Here is a 19,771-nt window from a genome sequence, read left to right as displayed (position 1 = left end):
GAGCGGCGAAAACCGGACGTCACATCAAATCGATGGCCAAGGGCGCGTCGGACGCTGCCTTTTCCCACATGAGTGTCATCCCGGCCTCGACAAAACCTGGCTTCAGCACACGCGCATAAACGCCAGGACGTTTGGCGGCGTGGAAGCGTTTGACGAATGTCGGATCACCCAGGCGTGCGGCAAGGGTGACGCAGGGGATGCGGGGATAGGTGATTTCCAGCAGAACCCCTTCGATGTCGAACCGGTCGCCGACCCGGACAGTGGCGCTTTCGAGTTCGCTCACCGTGAGGTTTTCGCCGAACAGGCCAGGATGCATCGGACGGTTTTCGGACTGGGCGAACCAATCGTAATCGGGTTGGCCGAATAAATAGACGGCCTGGTCGGGGCCGCCGTGATGTTTGGTATCGACGATCGCATCACCCTTGAGGCCGAGGGGCCCGATATGGACAGTGCCCGGTTGCGGCACCTTGAAGATGCCGGTCGATCCCGACTTGGTTGCGATCGGCTGCGCCTTGCCGACATTGACCGAGAGGAGCCGCATTATCTTCCCCGCTCCTCTGCTGCCGCGCGCACATAAACCGGCGTATCTTCGCCCTTGAACGTCCCCATCGTCCAGAACGAAAAACCGAGCTTTTCAGCCACGCGCATGGAGCCCTGGTTATCGGGATGGAAAATGGCGCAGGTTTTCGTGCCGGGCATGGCCTTGTCCATCCATTCCAATGCGGCGAGGCCAGCTTCGGTGGCATAGCCCTTGCCCTGGAAAGGGGGGGAGAGCACCCAGCCCATTTCGGGTATGCCATCGATCGATGGGTTCATATCGCGGCGGAACTGGCCAAAACCCACATCGCCTACAAAAAGGCCGGTCGCCTTGTCCTCCACCGCCCAATAGCCCCAGCCGAAGGCGGACCAGTGGCCGATATGGCGCATCAGGCGCGTCTGATTGTCGGATTTGGCTGACGGCCGGCCCGTGATCATCGCAACCACTTCAGGGTCCGACCATATGCCATGAAAAGCGTCGAAATCTTCGGGACGGTGGCCCCGCAGAACGACGCGCGGGGTTTCGATGACCGGAACCGGCGGCAAATGAGGTTCGAGGGTGAGCATGTCAGCTTTCCCGCGCGGCGAAGTGACGGATCAGAGCGCGCAGAGTATCTGCCTTGGGGCCGAAACCTTTAAGCGCATCGAGGCCACCGGCTACGGCATGGTCGAGAATTTGGTGGGCGGTTTCGAGACCGCGCAGGGCCACGATGGTCGACTTGTTCTGGGCAACGTCCTTGCCTGCGGTCTTGCCAAGCGCGTCAGAACTCGCGGTGACATCGAGAATGTCGTCGGCGATCTGGAAGGCGAGGCCGGCGGAGACGCCGTAGCGGAGCAATTCAGCGCGCTGTTCGATATCGGCGTGACCCAGAATTGCTCCCATTTCAGCGGCGGTGCGGATCAGGGCGCCGGTCTTTAAAGCCTGCATCTTGAAGATGCCATCCTCATCGAGGGGCGTCGTTTCGCCTTCGATGTCGAGCACCTGTCCCTCGACCATCTGTCTTGCGCCGAGCGAAAGCGCCGCGATCAGTTCGGAGCGGATGGAAGGATCGGGATGGGTCTGCGGATCGGACAACAGCACAAAGGCTTCGGTCAGCAGCGCATCGCCAGCAAGGATCGCCAGAGCGGGATCGAAGGCCTTCCAGACGGTGGGCTTGCCACGACGCAACTCGTCATTGTCCATGTCGGGCAGATCGTCGTGGACCAGCGAATAGCAATGGATCATTTCGAGCGCACCGCCAGCCGCAAGGCTTTGTTCCGGCAGTACGCCGAAGAGCGCGGCGCTGGCGCGCACGAGAAAGGGGCGCAGGCGCTTGCCGCCATCGAGCGCGCCATGGCGCATGGCGGCGAGCAGGCGCGAAGGGAGCGTATCGGATCGGAGCCGGTTATCGAGAAACGCCTCGATATCGGCGGCACAGGCTTTGATCTGGGTGTCGAGGTCGGCTGTCGTCATGGCAAGATTTGCTAAGGCAATGCACTTCATTCTACAAGCACGCAAAAACAGGCTTGGGAAGTGAAGGTTTGACGTCAACCGGCAGAGGGAAGCGCGGCATTGTCCGGCGGCTCGCAAGGGGCGTCCTTTTGCTGGCTGGATTGCTGGTTGCGATCCCGCTTGTACTTGTTCCGGTTTATGCGGTGGTCAATCCGGTTTCGACGCTGATGCTGGCGCGCTATGCGACCTTCCAGCCCGTCACGCGCATCTGGCGCGATATCGACAGCGTTTCCGACAGGCTCAAGACCGCCGTGATCCTGTCGGAAGACGGTCAGTTCTGTTCCCATGACGGCGTGGATTGGGGGGCGCTGAGAAGTGAGATCGCCAACTGGCGGGCAGGCCAGGGCGCGCGGGGGGCGTCCACCGTCACCATGCAGGTCGCCAAAAATCTCTTTTTGTGGAACGACCGCTCGGTGGTGCGCAAGGCCATCGAGGTGCCCCTGGCGATCTATATCGATTTCGTGCTGTCCAAGGAGCGGATTTTCGAGATCTACCTCAATATCGCCGAATGGGGGCCGGGCGGAACCTTCGGGATCGAGGCAGGCGCGCAGCGCGCGTTCGGGACAAGTGCCGAGAACTTTTCCTGGGAGCGGGCGAGCCTTCTGGCCGTGACTCTACCCAATCCCCATTTGCGCAATCCTGCCAGCCCGGCAGCGGGGCTGCGGCGGGTAGCGGGGATCGTCCAGGCGCGGGCACAGCAGTTTTCATCTCACGCGGCGTGCGTGTTTGACAGGCCGGCCAGACTTTGAATTTTCGATACCGGAAAGGCTAGCCAAAGCCCTTTCGCTCCTGTATAGAGCGCCACGATCCGACACACGGAAACAGATTTGGCGTGACCGGCGCGGCAGACTTCTATTGGCCGACGGTCAACGCGAAGACAAGATGGAGTAAGGACAATGGCAGTACCCAAGAGGAAGACGTCGCCGATGAAGCGCGGTTTCCGCCGCTCGGCCGACGCGCTCAAGGCCGCAGCTTATGTCGAGGACAAGGACAGCGGCGAGCTTCGCCGCCCGCATCACGTCGATCTCAAGACCGGCATGTATCGCGGCCGTCAGATCCTCGAGCCCAAGGGCAATTGAGATTTCGCGTCGCGGCTTTAGACCAAAGCGCGATTGACGAAATGCCCTCATGACGATTACGGCCAGTCCTTGAACAAGGACTGGCCTTTTTTCTTGCCGCAAGCCAGGACTTTTTGATTTGTCGTGAGGTCGAACCGGAAAAGTCTGCAACTTTTCCTAACCTCACTCTAACCGGAGGAAGCGATGACCACGCGCACCGAAACCGATACGATGGGCCCGATCAAGGTTCCGAACGAGAAGTATTACGGTGCGCAGACCGCGCGGTCGCTAATGAACTTCGATATCGGCGGGGAAAAGATGCCCATCGAGATCGTGCGAGCCTTTGGAATTCTCAAAAAGGCCGCGGCCATCACCAACACAAAACTCGGGCTGATGGACGAGAAGACCCGCGACCTCATCATCGCGGCAGCCGACGAGGTAATCTCGGGCAAGCTCGACGATCATTTTCCACTTGTCGTCTGGCAGACGGGTTCGGGCACGCAATCGAACATGAATGTCAACGAGGTGATCTCGAACCGCGCCATCGAAATGGCGGGTGGGGAAATGGGGAGCAAAAAGCCCGTGCACCCCAACGACCACGTTAACATGAGCCAGTCGTCCAACGATACCTATCCGACTGCGATGCATATCGCGGCGGTAACAATCGTAGAGGACCTGCTGTTCCCCAAGGTAAAACTCTTGCGCGATACGCTGGCGGCCAAGTCCGAAGAGGTCATGGAGGTGGTCAAGATCGGGCGCACGCACCTTCAGGACGCGACGCCCCTGACGCTGGGGCAGGAAATCTCGGGCTGGGTTGCGCAGATCGATCTGGCCTTGAAGGCCATTGAGGCGACACTTCCCCAGCTCCGCGAACTGGCGCTGGGTGGCACGGCCGTTGGGACAGGGCTCAATACCCACCCCGATTACGCGACGACGGTAGCAGACGAGATATCGAGCCTTTCAGGCCATAAGTTCGTTACCGCCCCCAACAAGTTCGCCGTGCTCGCGGGGCACGATGCGTTTGTCGGGGCTTCGGGGGCACTCAAGCAACTCGCGGCGGCGTTGATGAAGGTGGCCAACGACGTGCGCTGGCTGGCTTCGGGGCCGCGCTCGGGGCTGGGGGAAATCACCATTCCCGAAAACGAGCCAGGCTCATCGATCATGCCGGGCAAGGTCAACCCCACGCAATCGGAAGCGATGACCATGGTCGTCGCGCAGGTGATGGGAAACGATGCGACGATCGGATTTGCGGCCAGCCAGGGCAATTTCGAGCTGAACGTCTTCAAGCCCGTCATCGCCTATAACTTCATCCAGTCAGCACGGCTCCTGGGCGATGCGGCGAAATCGTTCAACGACAATTGCGCGGTCGGGATCGAGCCGGACCGCAAGAAGATCAACGAGCATTTGAACAATTCGCTGATGCTGGTGACAGCGCTCAATCGCAAGATCGGTTACGATAATGCCGCCAAGATTGCCAAGACGGCGCACAAGAACGGCACGACCTTGCGCGAGGAGGCGATCAATCTGGGCCTTCTGACGGGCGAGGAGTTCGATGCCGAGGTCCGGCCCGAGAAGATGGTCGGCCCGCTGCCGGGGCGCATATAGGGGCAAGGCCCGTCAATTGCTTGTTTCGCCCTCGTATTGGAATGCTTCTTCTATCGAGATGCCGAATACGCGGGCGATGCGAAAGGCGACCTCCAGCGATGGCGAATAGCGCCCCTGCTCCATGGCGAGAATGGTCTGGCGGGTAACGCCGACCCTTTGGGCGAGTTCGGCCTGGGTCATTTCGCCCGCGTGAAAGCGCAGGGTGCGGATGGAGTTGGCGATCTTTGCCTTGCCTTTCCCCATCGCTTTACCCGACGCGGTAATAGACAAGCTGGGCGGCAGCGTGTGCAACGCCGCCCGCAAAGGGGGCCACGAACAGCATGGCAATGGCTAGCGAGGGCTCAAAACCCATTGCGAGCGGGATCAGCGCGAGAGCGGCAAGGGACGAGGTGACGGCGTAGCCGATGCGGCTTGAGCGGGCATCGATCATGTCGTCGCGTTCGTCGGTGGGTTCATCCTCGAGCGTCCGTTGCCTGACGATCGCGACGAGGATGTTCGCGAGAATCATCCCGACAATATTGATCGCAATCAACGCGCCGATAGCCCATAGCAGCCGTGTCGCCAGTTCCGCGGTAGTGTTACCGAAGCCGGCAGCGGCAAAGTCCATCGCCAGCCATACGATCACCCCGACCGCGCTCAAAAGCTGAACGATTGCGGTCCATTCCTTGTAGCCCATCGCGATCACCTCGTAAGTCTGCGGGACGACCGCCATATCGCACGGGGCAGAAGAAATGTCAAATTTTTATTACTTCAGGACAGAATTTTAGGACATTGAGTCTAGTTTATACGACCTAGCCTTGCGCGTATTCGCGCCCGACAGGGTACCTAAACTGGGAGGCTAATATGTCCGGTCAGGCGCTGAGATTTTTCCGGATGCCGGGGGGAGCGCGTCGGATGTCGCTCTGCTCGGTTTGGCGGTAGGCACAACTGGCCGTCTCGCCGGGAGAAACAGCGATATTGGAGCGACCCGAAAGAAGGTGGGCGAGGAAGGCGGCGGCAGGGCGTCCAGCGTCGGGAAAGGCCTGCGGGCGCGGCGTCGAAAGGCTGATGGGCAGCCTTTGTCCCGAAATGGGCCGTACCCTTTTATATTCCGCACTCACGTTAACGCCGTCCTGTCCCGTTTTTGGGCGAGTGTCCCATTTTGATACGGACTACGCCCTTTTATGGACGTAGCCTTGCAGGGGCCGTGCCAGTTGGCAACGATTTGTTAACGATTTGCGCAGCGAGAACGTTTCATGGTTAAGAGCGAGACGGGCAGGTTAACACCCGATTAGGAAAGCCGCCGCAATTTCGCACATTTGTGCAGGCAAGAGGGGCCATCCCCAAACCCCGTCTTACAAGGATAGGTAATGCCGATTTCCCTGCCTCTCTCGTTTCGTTCGTTGGCATTGCCGCTCGCCGTGGGCGTGGTTGCTGCCGTGCTGGCCGGATGCGTGGGCGGACCTTCCGGCGGCGGCGGGCTGGCGCCGGGACTGACCCAGGCGATAAACACCCCGGGCGCGCAGATGGATCGGTCCGCCGCGCTTGCAATCATCAACCAGTATCGCGCGGTGCGGGGGGTTTCGGCGCTCGGCGCGGATGCTGCGCTCGATGCCCAGGCGCAAACACTTGCGAGCCAATACGCATCTACCGGCAGGCCGCCTTCGCTGCCGTCGGGACTTGTCGCGATGCGGCTGAGTGCCGGGTACGAGAATTTCGCCGAGACATTTTCGGGCTGGCGCAATTCACCGGCAGATGCCGACGTGCTGGCTTCGGGGCAGGCACGCCGGGCCGGATTTGCGGTAGTTTACAACCCGAACTCGGCCTATGGCACCCATTGGGTCATGGTTTTGGCGCAGTAGTCTAGGCAGCCATTTCTTCGGGCGGGGCCATTGCACCGGTCATGATGGCGACAGCGTCGGACATTGAATAGTCCTGGGGCTTGATCAACGCGGCACGGCGCCCCAGCCGATGGATGTGGATGCGGTCGGCCACTTCGAAGACATGCGGCATGTTGTGGCTGATGAGGACGACCGGCAGGCCGCGCTCGCGCAGGCCCAGAATAAGGTCGAGCACCTTGCGCGACTCCTTGACACCCAGCGCCGCGGTCGGCTCGTCGAGGATGACGACGCGCGAGCCGAAGGCGGCGGCGCGCGCGACCGCGACGCCCTGGCGCTGACCGCCCGAAAGCGTTTCGATGGGTTGGCGGATGTTCTGGATGGTCATCAGGCCCAGTTCGGACAGCTTCTGGCGGGCAAAGCTTTCCATCTTGCGCTTGTCGAGCATCTTGAACACCGAGCCGAGCGGCCCGGCGACCCGTATCTCGCGCCCCATGAACATGTTGTCGGCGATTGAAAGTGCGGGGGAAAGGGCAAGGTTCTGATAAACCGTCTCGATGCCGGCCTGTCGTGCGGCCATCGGGGACGAGAATTGCACCCGTTGCCCGTCGAGATGAATCTCGCCGTCGTCAGGAGCGATGGCGCCCGAGATCGCCTTGATGAGCGTTGACTTGCCGGCGCCGTTGTCGCCGATGACGGCGAGAATTTCGCCGGGTTTGAGCTCGAAATCGGCGTGGTCGAGGGCGACGACGCGGCCGAACCGCTTGACGAGCCCCTTGGCGGTGAGAACGTAGTTTTCGCTCATGCCGAAATCCTCCGGATCCATTGGTCGAGCGCCACGGCGCCGATGATCAGAACGCCGATCAAAAGGAAGGTCCATTGCGGGTCGGTGCCCATCAGGCGCAGGCCAAGCCCGAAGACGCCCACGATCAGGGCGCCGAAAAGCGCACCGACGATCGAACCGCGGCCGCCAAACAGAGAAATGCCGCCGATCACGACCGCGGTGATCGATTCGATGTTGGTGAACTGGCCAGCCGTCGGGGAAACCGAGCCGATGCGCCCGATCAGAACCCAGCCGGCGAGCGCACAGATGAGCCCGCTCAACACGTAGACCGAAATGAGGGTGCGTTTAACACGCACGCCGGCCAACTGCGCTGCGTCGGCATCATCGCCCACGGCATAGACGTGGCGGCCCCAGGCGGTGTTGTTGAGGATGTAGCTGAAGAGCGCGGCGAGGACGATCATTGCGATCACGCCATAAGTAAGGACGGCGCCGCCGGCGCGGATGCTTTCGCCAAAGAACTGCAGGAGGGGCGCGTTGGACTCGATGTCCTGGGCGCGGATGGTCTCGTTACGCGAGTAAAGGAAATTGGAGGCGAGCACGATCTGCCACATGCCCAGCGTCACGATGAAGGGCGGAAGGCGGACGATGGCGACCAGGACACCGTTCACAAGGCCGCACAGCGCGCCGACGGCAAATCCGCAAAGAATGGCGATCTCGGGCGGCAAGCCGTAGCGGAACGTGAACTGGCCCATGACGACCGAGCTCAGCACCATGATCGCGCCGACCGAAAGATCGATACCCTTGGTGAGAATGACCAGGGTCTGGGCGACCGCGACAATGCCCACGATCGAGACCTGCTGGAGAATGAGGGTCAGCGAGAAAGGCGAGAAGAACCGCCCACCCAGAATGATGCCGAACCCGGCAACCGAAAGCACCAGGATGATAAGCGGGATAAGCGCGGGGTTGACGTGCAGGGCATGCTGGAGGGACTTGAGCGGCGAGCGCGCCGGTTCGTCGAATTTGGCGACCTCGGATTGGCTTCCCTCAAGGCCGGATTCGAAGGTCTGGGCGGACTTGTCGCTTTGGCTCATGGCCTGCTCTCCCTTATGCAATCACGATGGCCGGGATGAAGCATAAGCCATCCCGGCCATTCTGGCAGTACCGTTCAGATCAACCCCAGCAGAGATCGAGGCCTTCTTCGGTATCAATGGAGGGCACGCCCCCTACGGGAGCGTCGGTCACCAGCTGGACGCCGGTATCAAAGAAGTCCTTGCCCGGGGTCGGCTCGGGGAGGGTGCCGTCCGCGGCGTACTGCGCAATGGCTTCGATGCCCAGCGCCGCCATCTGGAGCGGGTATTGCTGGGAGGTGGCGCCGATCACGCCGTCACGAACGTTGAGCACGCCAGGGCAACCGCCGTCGACCGAGACAATGAGCACGTCGTTTTCGCGACCCACGGCACGGAGCGCCTCGTAAGCACCCGCTGCGGCCGGCTCGTTGATGGTGTGGACGACATTGATGGTCGGATCGCGCTGGAGCAGGTTCTCCATTGCGGTTCGCCCGCCTTCCTCATTGCCGTTGGTAATGTCGTGCCCGACGATCCGGGGATCGGTTTCGTCGCCGATGACATCGGGATTGCCGACATCGATACCGAACCCGCTCATGAAGCCTTGGTTGCGCAGCACGTCAACGGTCGGCTGGGCGGGCGTGAGATTCAAGAAGGCGATGCGGGCATTTTCGCCCTCCTCGCCAAGGGTGGCGCGAGCCCACTGTCCGATCAGCTCACCGGCGAGGAAGTTGTCGGTAGCAAAGGTCGCATCGGCTGCGTCGATCGGATCGAGAGGGGTGTCGAGTGCGATGACGAGGATTCCAGCCTCACGAGCCTGACGAACCGACGAGACGATGCTCGAGGTGTCGGAAGCCGTGAGCAGGATGCCGCTGGCGCCATCGGCGATGCAGGATTCGATGGCCTGCACCTGGCTTTCGTGATCGCCGTCGATACGACCGGCATAGGAGCGCAGCTGGACGCCGAGTTCAGCGGCCTTCGCTTCGGCGCCTTCCTTCATTTTTACGAAGAACGGATTGGTGTCCGTCTTGGTGATGAGGCAGGCGAGCACCGTATCCTGGGAAACGGCGGGGCTGGCCAAAAGGCCGGCGAGCAGCGCGCCGCAAGCGGACGCCAACAGGGTTTTTTTCATGGTAATCCTCCCGGGGGCGAGCGGAGGCGCGCCCTTCGATTGCGTTGCAAAAAGGCTGCCCGCAGCGGGGCTGGCACCTTCAGCGATCAGAAGCAAACACGATCGCAAACGGCGTGTCAATAAATTTATCCAGTGGATTTATTTATTGACCACAGGGCTGTTTTGCGCTCAGTTGCTCCTTGATCGCCCGCAGTGTTACAAGCGCCTGCCAAGACGGCGGGCAAGGCGGGCCGAGGGGGAGGCACGAGAATAGCGTGAGTATAGCCCGAACGCGGCCGGAGCGGCCGAGACGGCCGACCGGCGAGTTTTCCGATCTCAGACGTGGCACGAACCAGGCTGGCGGGCGGCTCTACAACGAGCGGCTGGTGCTTTCGCTGGTCCGCAAGAACGGGGCGCTGCCAAAGGCCGAAATCGCACGCCAAACCGGCCTTTCCCCCCAGACAATTTCGACCATCGCCAACAGCCTTGAGCGGGATGGGCTGCTCGTGCGCCAGACCCCGCAAAAGGGGAGGGTGGGCCAACCTTCTGTGCCCTATGCCCTTGCGGCGGATGGCGCTCTGGCGTTCGGGATGAAGATCGGCCGCAGGAGCGCCGATCTCATGCTGGTCGATCTCCTGGGAACCGTGCGCGGCAAGCTGCGCACCACCTATCCTTACCCTAACCCCCAGGAGATCCTGGCGTTCATGGAGCGCGGGCTGGCGGCGTTGGCCGGCACGCTGACGCTCGAACAGCGGGACAGGATCGTCGGCATCGGGATCGCCTTGCCCTTCGAACTCTGGAACTGGGGCAAGCAGGTCGGTGCGCCCGCTGAAGTGCTCGAAGCCTGGCGAACCCTCGATATCGGACAGGAGATCGAAAGCCGGGCCCGGATGCCGGTCTATGTTTATAACGACGCGACCGCGGCCTGCGCTGCCGAGTTGTTGCTGGGCAATCCTTCCAACTATCTCGATTTTCTCTATATCTTTATCGGGTCGTTCATCGGCGGCGGCGTTGTCCTCAACGGCTCGCTATTTCCCGGCCGAAGCGGTTATGCGGGCGCGATAGCCCCGCTGCCGATCCGCCGCGACGACGGCGAGTATGAGCAGGTGCTCAATTATGCATCGCTTTTCGTCCTCGCCGAACGCATGCAGGAAAAGGGCCTCGACCCCGACGTGCTCTGGCACGAGAGGGGCGGGTGGCAGATGATCGGCGACCTTCTCGAAGGCTGGGTGGAGGAGTTGTGCGACAGCCTTGCGCTCATCGTCATGAGCGCGACCGCCATCATCGATTTCGAGGCGGTCATCATCGATGGCGGGTTTCCCGATCCCGTCCGACGGCAGATTGTCGAAAAGGTTCGCAGGCGGCTCGAAACGTTCGACCGCCAGGGGCTTTCGCGCGTCGATGTCATCGCGGGAGAACTCGGGCCGGATGCCCGCGCGATGGGTGGCGCCTGTATCCCCCTGCTCTCCCAGTTCACGCTGGACCGGGAAGTGCTGTTCAAGGATGAGTCTTCCAACTGAGGCCCGGTTAAACCGGCGTTTGCGAGCGAATCAGGCGCGATTCGAGATCGTCGATGTCGAGCGTTTCGGTAAACTGCAGGGCAAAGCCGGGGTCGAGAATACGCAACACCTTCCCCACGACCGTGCCCAGCGCCATTGGGGTGCCGACCCTGGCATCGACATTGGCTGACACCGCCGCGCCCGAGATGCTCATGTTGATCACGAAGCAGGGCATCGTCGTGCCGTCGGCCAGAATGACGATCGATTGGGGATTGCGTGGGACGATGCGCCGATGGCGGCGCAACTCGGATACTTCATAGTTGCGGCGGCGTTCAAACCACAAGATCTTCGAGGCCAGCCTTGCGCGCTCATGGTCCCGCATTTTAAGCGAAATGACGAAGCCGAAGCCCAGCGCCCGCGTGATCTGGCCACGCAGCACGCCGAATTCGTCAAAATGGGCTGTCACCCAGTCGCCCACATCTCCGCCCACCGGTGCAGAGAGCGACATGGTCTGCGGGGAGATGCGCTGGATGCGGCAGGCGAAACTGGTGACTTTCTCCTCGTCCCCGGTGCGCCATTTTTCCATATAGTATCGCCCCGGCATATTTGCCAAATGACGTAGCCGGTCGTCGAAGCCCGTTTCGGTTTCGACAAGGGCGGTGGCCTGTCCCCTTGCAGCCATACCGCGCGTCCCCCTCGCTGTGTATGATCGCCCGAAATAGCATCGCGGGGTAAAAAAAGACTTCCGCTTCCCTTAAGGGAAAGCCAAACGTAAAACAGCGACAAGAAATCCTTTGATGAGGTGCAGAAATTTTACTGGTTAAGCTCTGGGCATCAGGGACTGGCATCACCGATGCCGCTTGACTCGCGTAAGAATACTGAGGCGACTATTGTCGATGCTCGCGGCGAAAAATGTCCCCTACCGGTTCTCAGAACCGAGAAGGCGTTGGCGCTCCTGGGGCCAGGGGCCAAACTCGTCGTATTGGCGACCGATCCGGTGGCGCGTATCGATATCGCCCTTTATTGCCAGCGAAATGGGCATGCAGTCGATATCGGAGAGACGGGCGACACCCTGCGCTTCGAAATCGTCCGGGGATAGGCCGGCTCAGAAAACCGGCCGCGGACGTGGAAGGGGAATATTGAGTTCGCCGGCCACAACGGCAGCGCCGGGCGTGCCGTCCCCAAAATCGCGCGGAGGAATCCCAGGGGCACCGATGGCAGCCAATGACGGTTCGAGAATGAAGTCGTCTGGGCGCGGACGGGGCAGGGGCACGTCGCGCAGGCGGCCCAGGACCGCCATGCGATGAACGGGCGGTTCTATGGTGTCGGTGAGGTAACTCAACTGGCCCTCGAGACCGACGGGAAATTCCTCGGCGCGGGCTTCGTTATACTGTGCGGCGTCGGCGCCGCAGATATTGCGCCGCATGTCGACCGGGGCGAGACCCGCGCGATTGGGGAGAGATACGACGGTCTGGCCCGTGCCGCGATAGCCGCCGGCAAAACCGGAAAAGAGCAATTGTGCCGTCATTTCGCCGCGCTCTCGCGCCGAACTGGCGCCGAGGGTCACCGCCATCAGGTGGCGCCCGCCGCGCTCGGCGGTAGCAACGATATTGAGCCCGGAGGCGCAGACATACCCGGTCTTCATGCCATTGGTGCCGGCAAACCGCGCAAGGAGAACATTATTGGTGTGGGAGCGCGACTGGCCATGCTCGACAGTCTGGGTATTGAAGATGGCATTGAAGCGCGAATACCGCGCACGAATCGTGAGCGCGATAATCGCCATGTCGCGGGCGCTCGTCACCTGGGCAGGGTCGTGCAGGCCGTGGGGATTGACGAAATGGGTCGCGGTAAGTCCCATTTCGGCGGCGCGCCGATTCATGAGCGCGACGAATTCGGTTTCGGAACCGGCGACGGTCTCGCCGATGGCGACGGCGATGTCATTGGCCGACTTGACGATCAGCAAGTAAAGCGCGTCTTCAAGGGTAATGGCGGTATCGACGGGAAAGCCCATCTTGGAGGGCGCGACCCTGAGTGCGTTTGCCGTGGTCACCACGGGGGTCGAAAGCTGCACCGCGCCTTGCTCGATAGCTTCAAAAGCCAGAAGCGCAGTCATCAATTTGGTCAGTGAGGCTGGATGCCACGGAACGCCAGCATCGGTCTCGTAAAGCACTTCGCCCGTCTGCATATCGACAAGCAATTGGGGAACGGCGAGAGCATGAACGATCGAGCCCATGACAAGGCCGAACGCAAAAAGGACCGAAAAGGCGGTGCTTCTTAGGGCCTTTGTCAAAAACGACACCGGGCCGATCTCCCTGATTCCGTGCTATCTGAATGTGGGCGAAGTCATAACAGCCTCAATATGGCAGAACAATGCCCAGGCGCGCCGGTTACGGTCGTGACCGGCGAGGCTGCTGACACAGATTGACACGTGACTGCGCCAAGGTGCGGCATCGTCATTCGCCGTAAAGGACCCACCACCATGACCAAGCTCGCAATTGTGTTCACCGAAGGCTACGCCGACTGGGAATGTGCCCATATCATGGCCGCGGGCCGTGAGCATTTCGCTTTCGATATTTTCGTGGCGACGCCTGAAGGCAAGCCGGTGACATCTCTGGGTGGGGTCCGCGTGTTGCCTGACGGCGCGTTTGAAGCGGTCGATGCGGACGATTTCGACGGTCTGGTGATCTGCGGTGGAACTATCTGGCGCACGCCGGCCGCGCCGGACCTGGCGGCGGTCGTCGAGGCCTTCACCCATGCCGGCAAGCTCGTCGCTGCTATCTGCGACGGCGTCCTGGGCCTTGCGCGCACAGGCCGGCTCGATGGGGTTTCCCACACGGGGAATGCCGCCGAGGCGCTGTTCGGTGCCCCCGGATACGCCGGAGAAAAGTTCTACCTCGAAACACCTCGCGCCGTGCGGGCGGATGGGGTGGTGACGGCTTCGGGTACGGCGGCGGTGAGCTTCATGGCAGAAGTCTTTCGCGCCCTCGGTTTTGGCGGCGCTGATCTCGACATCTATCTCGACATGCTCGCCGCCGAACACCGGTGATTGGTTGCTGGTCACAAAAGGGAAGTTAGGCTATCGTGAGGGACTGACGTTCACTATCGGAACTGCCGCAATGCCCAGACCTGGATCCCAAACGTCCCTCGAGCCGCCGTCCTCCGGGAGGAGCACGACCTGCACGGCTATGAGCGACATACTCAACCGCATCGGGGACAAATGGAGCGTTATGGTCGTCGCCCAACTCGGGAACAACACCAGGATGCGGTTTTCCGAGTTGCGCCGGGCAGTTGACGGCGTGTCCCAGCGGATGCTGACGCTCACCTTGCGCAATCTCGAGCGCGATGGGCTGGTTAACCGCACGATCTTTGCCGAGGTCCCGCCGCGCGTCGAATATGAGCTCACCGCGCTCGGGGAGACCTTGCTCGAACCGATTTATGCGCTTTGGGACTGGGCCGGGGCACACGGCAACGATGTGGCCGCGGCGCGCGAGCGGTATGACGCGAGCCGCGAACAGGAAATCGAAAGAGCCTGAGCGTTCGCGCGCGGGCTTTCCCAGCGGGCTGCGATTTTGGCTCTTGAGCGGGCGGAAGTGCGGTGTTAGGTAAGGCCTCCTTCCCGGTAGCCCTCCTGGCGGAACTGGTAGACGCGACGGACTCAAAATCCGTTTCCTTCGGGAGTGCCGGTTCGATTCCGGCGGAGGGCACCAATTTCACTTTGCCAGAATTCTGGCCTAGCGTGTTTGAAGGAATCTGGGATAACGATGCTGCGCCGGCTCTACGACTGGGTGATGGCACTGGCATCGGGTCGGCAGGCGCCCTACGCGCTCGCGGGCGTGAGCTTTGCTGAAAGTTCGTTTTTTCCCATACCCCCGGACGTCATGCTCATCCCGATGGTTGTGGCCAACCGCAAGGCGGCTTGGGCCAATGCCGCGATCTGCACCGTCGCTTCCGTATTGGGGGGTATTTTCGGCTATCTGATCGGGGCGTTTCTTTTCGAGCCTCTCGCGCGTCCGATCATAGCCTTTTACCACTATGAAGACGCCTTCGCGACGCTTCAGGCGTGGTTCGAGACCTATGGACTGCTGATCGTCTTCGTCGCGGGGTTCACGCCGATCCCCTATAAGGTCTTCACCATCGCCTCGGGGTTCGTCGGGCTCGCTTTTCCCGTGTTCGTGCTCGGCTCGATCATTTCTCGGGGAGCGCGCTTTTTCCTCGTCGCCGGGTTGCTATATCTCTATGGCGAACCGATCCGCGCCTTCATCGAAAAACGGCTGGGGCTCATGACGGTGCTGTTTACGGTGCTTTTGGTCGGCGGGTTCGTTCTGCTGAGATATCTGCGCTAGGAGTTTCGATGTCGCTATTCCACACTGTTGCGCCGAGCGGGGACCGCGTTCTGGCCATCGGCGGGTTTGTACTTGGGCTTGCGACGATCCTCGGGGCGCTAGGCTCGCAATATATCGGCGGGCTCTACCCTTGCGAGCTCTGCCTTACGCAGCGACTGCCCTATTACATCGGGTTGCCGGCCTTGGCGGTGCTTATCGTTTTCTGGTCGGTGCTCCCGAGGCCTGTCCGGCTCGCCCTGACGGTGGGGGTCGGCGCGATTTTCGTTTGGGGAACGGGTCTCGGGGTCTATCATGCGGGCGTCGAGTGGGGCGTTTTCCAAGGGCCCACCTCGTGCTCGGGAACAGGCGATGCGGCGCCCCTCAGCCTCGATATGCTGGGCGATCTCTCGGGAGCACAGGTGGTGGCCTGCAATGCGGTGCAGTGGGAGCTGTTCGGCATTTCGCTTGCCGGCTACAACGCCCTGATCTCGGCGGCGATCGTGGCGCTTCTTGGGTTGAGCCTCAAGCGTCAACTCGCACGCTAAGCTAGGGTTCGAGTTCGATATCCCAATAAAGATAGTCGAGCCAGCTTTCGTGCAGATAGTTGGGCGGAAAGGCGCGGCCGTTATTGTGGAGGTCGTGAACCGTCGGGCGGTACGGCTTCTGGACCGGAATCATGCCGATATCGCGCGGCATCCGGTTGCCCTTGCGCAGGTTGCAGGGCGAACAGGCGGCGACGACATTTTCCCAGGTGGTGCGACCACCGCGTGAGCGCGGTATGACGTGATCGAAGGTCAGGTCATGGCGCGAGCCGCAATATTGGCATTGGAATTTGTCGCGCAGAAAAACATTGAAACGGGTGAAGGCGGGAAATTTGGCGGGCTGTACATAGTCCTTGAGCGAGATGACGGAAGGCAGCCGCATCTCGAAACTGGGACTTCGGACAACCTTGTCGTATTCGGAAACGATGTGCACTCGCTCAAGGCAGACGGCCTTGATGGCGTCCTGCCAGTTCCAGAGCGACAGGGGGTAATAACTCAGCGGCCGGAAATCGGCGTTGAGAACCAGCGCAGGGCAGGCTTGCGGCGATACGTGAATTGTCACGCTTGTCTCCGGGCACGGTGGCGCACCCGAAACGGCAATCAAAAGCCCACTGGCGCGCACTCACTACTATGAGAGGCGTCCGGCTCGTCTGGACCGGGATTGGCCCAGCAGCGCCAAACGAATCCATACCCATATTCTATGCGCCAAGTGACAGTCCTGTGAAGATTTTTCTTGTGGCCTTCAAAGATGCTGTTTGAGGAAGGCGGTCGCGGCATCAAGCCCGTCCTGGGCGATGGCATGGCCGGCGTTGGGGCTGATGTGGAGCTGGGCCGGAACGCCGAGATCGAGCAGCAAGGGCAGTGCAGCCTCGCTACCGATGACGGGCACAACCTCGTCCATATCCCCGTGAATAAGCAGCACTGGTGGCTTTGAGGCGATTTCCCCGCGCAGCCTTTCAGGCGCAATGACCATACCGGAAAAGGCAATGAGACCCTTGAGCGGCTTTGGGAGCCGAAGTCCGGTATCGAGCGCCATCATGGCGCCCTGGGAAAAACCGATGAGAACCGTGTCTTCCGGTGCCAGTCCTGTTTGGGCCCAAAGATCGGCGAGGAACTGCTCGATTACCGGCCTCGCGGTGTCGGCACCCACGAGGCGCGAAATATCGCGCTCGAGATCGAGCGGGAACCATTGATAGCCGAAGGGATTGCCGCCGCAGACCTCGTGAGCGTTGGGTGCAACAAACACCGCGTCGGGAAAGCTATCGCGCCAATATTGCCCGAGCGCGATAAGATCGCGCCCATCCGAGCCGTAGCCGTGGAGAAGCACAACGAGCTGGCGCGCTGTGCCAGAGGCGGGCGGCAGCATGGGCCCGGAAAGCTTTACGGGGTCGATCATTTCGTTCCTCTTGCAGGTTTAAAGTGCGTCCCAGGCGTCCGAATTCTTCATTGCGGAAAAATAGCGCCAGAACATGAGGGCAGCGGCCCCGCGATGGGGAGTCCAGGGTGCGGCCAGAGCGATCAGTTCCTTGATTGCGGGTCGGGCGGGAAGTGCAAACGCGTGCTCGACCGCCTTTTGCAGCGCGAGGTCGCCGGCAGGAAAGATATCGGGATGGCCAGCACAAAAGAGGAGGTAGATTTCAGCAGTCCAGGGGCCGATACCCTTGAGGCGTATTAGGGTTTCAATGGCTTCGAGCGGCTCCATCCGGTCGATCACTTCGAAATCGAGGCCGCCTTCGGTACAGGCCAATGCCACGCCGCGGATCGTTTCGTATTTGCCGCGCGAAAGGCCGGTGGCGCGGAGCGTTGGTTCATCGAACCCAAGATAGGATCGCGGCGATGTCGCGCCCAGGGCCTCGACGCGGCCCCAGATGGCGCGGGCGCTGGCAACGGAAAGCTGCTGGCCGCAGATGATGCGGGCCATGCCTTCGAATCCGCGTGGCGAGTTGCGCAAGCTCACCTCGCCGGCGCGCGCGATGGCGACGGCAAGACGCTCGTCGCGGGCGGCGAGGCCCTCAAGATGCAGCGCCAGCGCCTCAGGCGTGTCGAGCCGCGCTGGAGCGGTGGAGAGTGTCATGCTAGCTAGAGACCTTCGCGTTTTCGATCTTGCATTGGGCGGGGCATGTCCGGGCCATCTCAACCGATTTTCCGCTTTGCGCCAAGCCCGAACGGATTTCTACACTTGGGTCACGCCTATTCCGCCCTCTTTACCGCCCATTGGGCGCGAGTGCTGGGGGGCGTGATGCTCTTGCGCATAGAAGACATCGACATCGCGCGTTGCCGACCCGAATTTGTCGCCGCCCTTTATGACGACCTCGATTGGCTCGGTCTATCGTGGCCCGAGCCGGTGCGGCGGCAGTCCGAGCACTTTGGCGATTACGAGCGCGCGGCCGGGTACCTGCGCCAGATGGGACTGCTTTATCCTTGTTTTTGTTCGCGAACGGAAATCCGGGCGGCGGCCGGAGATGCGAGCGACCCGGAGGGCGCGCCGGTTTATCCCGGGACGTGCCGGGCGCTGACGGGCGCCGAACGGGCCGTCCGATTGGCTTCGGGCGCCCCCGTGCAGTGGCGGCTCGACATGGAAGCGGCAATGGCGCAATCGAGCCGGCTCGAGATCCGCGAGACACATCCTGATCCTGCCGCGCCAGTTACGACGCGAAAGGCGGAACCCGGACGCTGGGGCGATGTGGTGATCGTGCGCAAGGATACGCCGACGAGCTATCACCTCTCGGTGGTGGTGGACGACGCGCTGCAAGGGGTTACCCATGTCACGCGCGGGATGGACCTTTACGCGGCGACCGATATTCACGTGTTGCTGCAGGCGCTTTTGGACCTGCCCTCACCTCTTTACTGCCACCACGACCTGGTGCGCGACGAAGCCCGCGAAAAGCTTTCGAAATCGAAGGGATCCGCAAGTCTGCGCGATTTGCGGGCTGACGGCTGGACGCCGGCGCGGGTGCGGACGGCGCTGGGATTTTAGGCCGCCTTCCTTTCGGTCGCACTGGCCTGCCGGACGACATTTGCTATTGCCTCCTCATAGGGTGTGCCGAAGTTTTCGCCCAGGATGGCGTCGAGGCGAGGGTCTTTGAGACCCAGTTCATAATCCCAGATGTAGCGCATCTCGACGAGGCCGCGGATGATCGGCATGAACACACCCATTGCCTTGAGCATGAGCCAGGGATAGCCAGTCTGGATGAGCTTGTTGGGCACGACCGCCTGAACGGCAGCGAAGGTCTCGTCGGCGGTCTTGAGATGGCCCTTGAAGTGGAAATTCTCGAAAGGGCCAAATTCGGCGCGGCGTTCGGCAAGGATGGCGAAAGCTTCGCCGAGGTCGGGGAGATAAGCCCAGGCGTTTTTGACATTGCGCGCCGGGTTGAGGCAGACCTTGCCCTTGTCCAATTCACGCAGGATCAGCTCGTCGAAAAAGCCTCCATTCATATCGGAGCCGTAAAAATTGCCCGCGCGCAGGATGATGACCCTGATATCGCCGCGTGCAGCGGCTTCTGCCAGCCGGGCTTCCATAGCCACGCGGATACGCCCGCGTTCGGTTTGCGGCGTTTGGCAAAGGTCCGGGGTTATGACGCGGTCGGTGGGGGCGTAATTGTAAATATTGCCGGGAAAAAGCAGGGTCTTGCCGGTTTTGCCGCACGCTTCGATTACCCGCGCGATGAGCCCTTCGGCGGCGCCGTTGCCCCATTGGTGATAGGGCAGGTTCAAACCGTTGAAAACGAGATCGGCGTCTCGGATGGCGGCCGCCATGTCTTCGACATTGCCGGCGTCGCCGCTGAAAAACTCAACGCCTTCCATCGGGTGTTTGTTTGACCGGCCGAAGCCGATCACGCGCCAGCCCCGCTTGAAAAAGGCCGTTGCAACGGCGCGGCTTGCATGGCCGTTGATGCCGAGAATTGTGATTGTAGCCATTGCCATGATTGTTTGCTCCTTA

Annotated in this window: 26 protein-coding genes and 1 tRNA gene; 12 read left to right on the top strand and 15 right to left on the bottom strand. The window is 61.4% G+C overall.

All coding sequences use genetic code 11. The annotated features are described in order from the left end of the window. Nucleotides 1-19 precede the first annotated feature (19 nt). The 3 genes from I2G20_RS15815 to I2G20_RS15805 are packed head-to-tail and all read right to left on the bottom strand — an operon-like array spanning nt 20 to nt 1,990. Nucleotides 20-541, bottom strand: a complete 522-nt coding sequence (locus I2G20_RS15815) for an MOSC domain-containing protein (protein ID WP_196260705.1) — start codon at nt 539-541, stop codon at nt 20-22. Next, on the bottom strand, nt 541-1,104 hold the full coding sequence (locus tag I2G20_RS15810; RefSeq protein WP_196260704.1) for a GNAT family N-acetyltransferase: 564 nt from the start codon (nt 1,102-1,104) through the stop codon (nt 541-543). The genes I2G20_RS15815 and I2G20_RS15810 overlap by 1 nt, the downstream gene beginning before the upstream one ends. Before the next feature lies 1 nt (nt 1,105). Then, complete coding sequence (locus I2G20_RS15805; RefSeq protein WP_246473125.1) at nt 1,106-1,990, bottom strand: polyprenyl synthetase family protein; 885 nt, start codon at nt 1,988-1,990, stop codon at nt 1,106-1,108. A 68-nt stretch (nt 1,991-2,058) separates the two neighbouring features. Between I2G20_RS15805 and I2G20_RS15800 the strand changes: the two genes are divergently transcribed. From I2G20_RS15800 to fumC, 3 genes are all read left to right on the top strand, one after another. After that, nucleotides 2,059-2,778 (top strand): biosynthetic peptidoglycan transglycosylase, encoded by a 720-nt coding sequence (locus tag I2G20_RS15800; RefSeq protein WP_207747656.1) that lies wholly within the window; start codon nt 2,059-2,061, stop codon nt 2,776-2,778. A gap of 147 nt (nt 2,779-2,925) precedes the next feature. Continuing rightward, a complete protein-coding gene (rpmF, locus tag I2G20_RS15795) occupies nt 2,926-3,108 on the top strand; it encodes a 50S ribosomal protein L32 (RefSeq protein ID WP_196260702.1) in 183 nt (60 codons plus the stop codon). Between the two features lie 183 nt (nt 3,109-3,291). Beyond that, nucleotides 3,292-4,692, top strand: coding sequence for a class II fumarate hydratase (fumC, locus tag I2G20_RS15790; RefSeq protein ID WP_196260701.1), 1,401 nt, complete (start codon nt 3,292-3,294; stop codon nt 4,690-4,692). Between the two features lie 12 nt (nt 4,693-4,704). Here the strand turns inward: fumC and I2G20_RS15785 are convergent, their stop codons facing one another. From I2G20_RS15785 to I2G20_RS17160, 3 genes are all read right to left on the bottom strand, one after another. Next, complete coding sequence (locus I2G20_RS15785) at nt 4,705-4,935, bottom strand: helix-turn-helix transcriptional regulator (RefSeq protein ID WP_196260700.1); 231 nt, start codon at nt 4,933-4,935, stop codon at nt 4,705-4,707. Between the two features lie 4 nt (nt 4,936-4,939). Beyond that, complete coding sequence (locus tag I2G20_RS15780) at nt 4,940-5,404, bottom strand: hypothetical protein (protein ID WP_196260699.1); 465 nt, start codon at nt 5,402-5,404, stop codon at nt 4,940-4,942. Between the two features lie 139 nt (nt 5,405-5,543). After that, nucleotides 5,544-5,792 (bottom strand): hypothetical protein, encoded by a 249-nt coding sequence (locus I2G20_RS17160; protein ID WP_207747655.1) that lies wholly within the window; start codon nt 5,790-5,792, stop codon nt 5,544-5,546. A gap of 249 nt (nt 5,793-6,041) precedes the next feature. Here I2G20_RS17160 and I2G20_RS15775 point away from each other — a divergent pair, with 249 nt between their 5' ends. After that, nucleotides 6,042-6,533: a CAP domain-containing protein gene (locus tag I2G20_RS15775; protein ID WP_196260698.1), complete on the top strand. Its 492-nt coding sequence runs from the start codon at nt 6,042-6,044 to the stop codon at nt 6,531-6,533. A gap of 1 nt (nt 6,534) precedes the next feature. On the opposite strand, the gene I2G20_RS15770 is transcribed toward I2G20_RS15775, so the two are convergent. From I2G20_RS15770 to I2G20_RS15760, 3 genes are all read right to left on the bottom strand, one after another. Continuing rightward, a complete protein-coding gene (locus tag I2G20_RS15770; protein WP_196260697.1) occupies nt 6,535-7,314 on the bottom strand; it encodes an ATP-binding cassette domain-containing protein in 780 nt (259 codons plus the stop codon). After that, nucleotides 7,311-8,384 carry an ABC transporter permease gene (locus tag I2G20_RS15765; RefSeq protein WP_196260696.1) on the bottom strand — a complete coding sequence of 358 codons (1,074 nt, stop codon included), beginning with the start codon at nt 8,382-8,384 and terminating at the stop codon, nt 7,311-7,313. Before I2G20_RS15765 ends, I2G20_RS15770 begins: the two co-directional genes overlap by 4 nt. Nucleotides 8,385-8,463: 79 nt before the next feature. After that, complete coding sequence (locus tag I2G20_RS15760; protein WP_196260695.1) at nt 8,464-9,489, bottom strand: sugar ABC transporter substrate-binding protein; 1,026 nt, start codon at nt 9,487-9,489, stop codon at nt 8,464-8,466. 254 nt (nt 9,490-9,743) lie between these two features. Between I2G20_RS15760 and I2G20_RS15755 the strand changes: the two genes are divergently transcribed. Continuing rightward, nucleotides 9,744-10,988 carry an ROK family transcriptional regulator gene (locus I2G20_RS15755; RefSeq protein ID WP_343070355.1) on the top strand — a complete coding sequence of 415 codons (1,245 nt, stop codon included), beginning with the start codon at nt 9,744-9,746 and terminating at the stop codon, nt 10,986-10,988. 7 nt (nt 10,989-10,995) lie between these two features. Here the strand turns inward: I2G20_RS15755 and I2G20_RS15750 are convergent, their stop codons facing one another. Continuing rightward, complete coding sequence (locus I2G20_RS15750) at nt 10,996-11,649, bottom strand: PilZ domain-containing protein (RefSeq protein WP_196260694.1); 654 nt, start codon at nt 11,647-11,649, stop codon at nt 10,996-10,998. A 171-nt stretch (nt 11,650-11,820) separates the two neighbouring features. Between I2G20_RS15750 and I2G20_RS15745 the strand changes: the two genes are divergently transcribed. Beyond that, nucleotides 11,821-12,066: a sulfurtransferase TusA family protein gene (locus I2G20_RS15745; protein WP_196260693.1), complete on the top strand. Its 246-nt coding sequence runs from the start codon at nt 11,821-11,823 to the stop codon at nt 12,064-12,066. A 6-nt stretch (nt 12,067-12,072) separates the two neighbouring features. Here I2G20_RS15745 and I2G20_RS15740 read toward each other — a convergent pair whose 3' ends face one another. Then, on the bottom strand, nt 12,073-13,266 hold the full coding sequence (locus I2G20_RS15740) for a serine hydrolase (RefSeq protein WP_196260692.1): 1,194 nt from the start codon (nt 13,264-13,266) through the stop codon (nt 12,073-12,075). Between the two features lie 180 nt (nt 13,267-13,446). Between I2G20_RS15740 and I2G20_RS15735 the strand changes: the two genes are divergently transcribed. The 5 genes from I2G20_RS15735 (at nt 13,447) to I2G20_RS15715 (ending at nt 15,834) form a co-directional block, all read left to right on the top strand. Continuing rightward, a complete protein-coding gene (locus tag I2G20_RS15735; protein ID WP_196260691.1) occupies nt 13,447-14,013 on the top strand; it encodes a DJ-1/PfpI family protein in 567 nt (188 codons plus the stop codon). A 139-nt stretch (nt 14,014-14,152) separates the two neighbouring features. Further along, nucleotides 14,153-14,500 (top strand): winged helix-turn-helix transcriptional regulator, encoded by a 348-nt coding sequence (locus tag I2G20_RS15730; protein ID WP_246473124.1) that lies wholly within the window; start codon nt 14,153-14,155, stop codon nt 14,498-14,500. Between the two features lie 89 nt (nt 14,501-14,589). After that, nucleotides 14,590-14,674: transfer RNA gene (locus I2G20_RS15725), tRNA-Leu, on the top strand. Between the two features lie 54 nt (nt 14,675-14,728). Beyond that, nucleotides 14,729-15,310: a YqaA family protein gene (locus tag I2G20_RS15720; protein ID WP_196260689.1), complete on the top strand. Its 582-nt coding sequence runs from the start codon at nt 14,729-14,731 to the stop codon at nt 15,308-15,310. 8 nt (nt 15,311-15,318) lie between these two features. After that, the gene (locus I2G20_RS15715) at nt 15,319-15,834 is read left to right on the top strand and encodes a disulfide bond formation protein B (RefSeq protein ID WP_196260688.1); all 516 of its coding nucleotides are present in this window, start codon (nt 15,319-15,321) and stop codon (nt 15,832-15,834) included. Between the two features lies 1 nt (nt 15,835). On the opposite strand, the gene I2G20_RS15710 is transcribed toward I2G20_RS15715, so the two are convergent. The 3 genes from I2G20_RS15710 to I2G20_RS15700 all read right to left on the bottom strand — a co-directional run bounded on the left by I2G20_RS15710 (nt 15,836) and on the right by I2G20_RS15700 (nt 17,905). After that, on the bottom strand, nt 15,836-16,393 hold the full coding sequence (locus I2G20_RS15710; protein WP_196260687.1) for an HNH endonuclease: 558 nt from the start codon (nt 16,391-16,393) through the stop codon (nt 15,836-15,838). A gap of 180 nt (nt 16,394-16,573) precedes the next feature. Next, nucleotides 16,574-17,227 (bottom strand): alpha/beta hydrolase, encoded by a 654-nt coding sequence (locus tag I2G20_RS15705; RefSeq protein WP_196260686.1) that lies wholly within the window; start codon nt 17,225-17,227, stop codon nt 16,574-16,576. An 18-nt stretch (nt 17,228-17,245) separates the two neighbouring features. Beyond that, on the bottom strand, nt 17,246-17,905 hold the full coding sequence (locus I2G20_RS15700; RefSeq protein ID WP_196260685.1) for a DNA-3-methyladenine glycosylase family protein: 660 nt from the start codon (nt 17,903-17,905) through the stop codon (nt 17,246-17,248). A gap of 45 nt (nt 17,906-17,950) precedes the next feature. On the opposite strand from I2G20_RS15700, the gene gluQRS reads away from it, so the two are divergent. Beyond that, entirely contained in the window at nt 17,951-18,808 is an 858-nt protein-coding gene (gluQRS, locus tag I2G20_RS15695) for a tRNA glutamyl-Q(34) synthetase GluQRS (protein WP_196260684.1), read from the top strand. Here gluQRS and I2G20_RS15690 read toward each other — a convergent pair. Then, nucleotides 18,805-19,755, bottom strand: coding sequence for an NAD-dependent epimerase/dehydratase family protein (locus tag I2G20_RS15690; protein WP_196260683.1), 951 nt, complete (start codon nt 19,753-19,755; stop codon nt 18,805-18,807). The genes gluQRS and I2G20_RS15690 overlap by 4 nt on opposite strands. Nucleotides 19,756-19,771: the final 16 nt, after the last annotated feature.

It is taken from the genome of Pelagibacterium limicola (assembly GCF_015694405.1).
Taxonomy (GTDB): domain Bacteria; phylum Pseudomonadota; class Alphaproteobacteria; order Rhizobiales; family Devosiaceae; genus Pelagibacterium; species Pelagibacterium limicola.
Note: the sequence above shows the minus strand (reverse complement) of the source record. Positions and strands in the feature narration are given on the sequence as shown.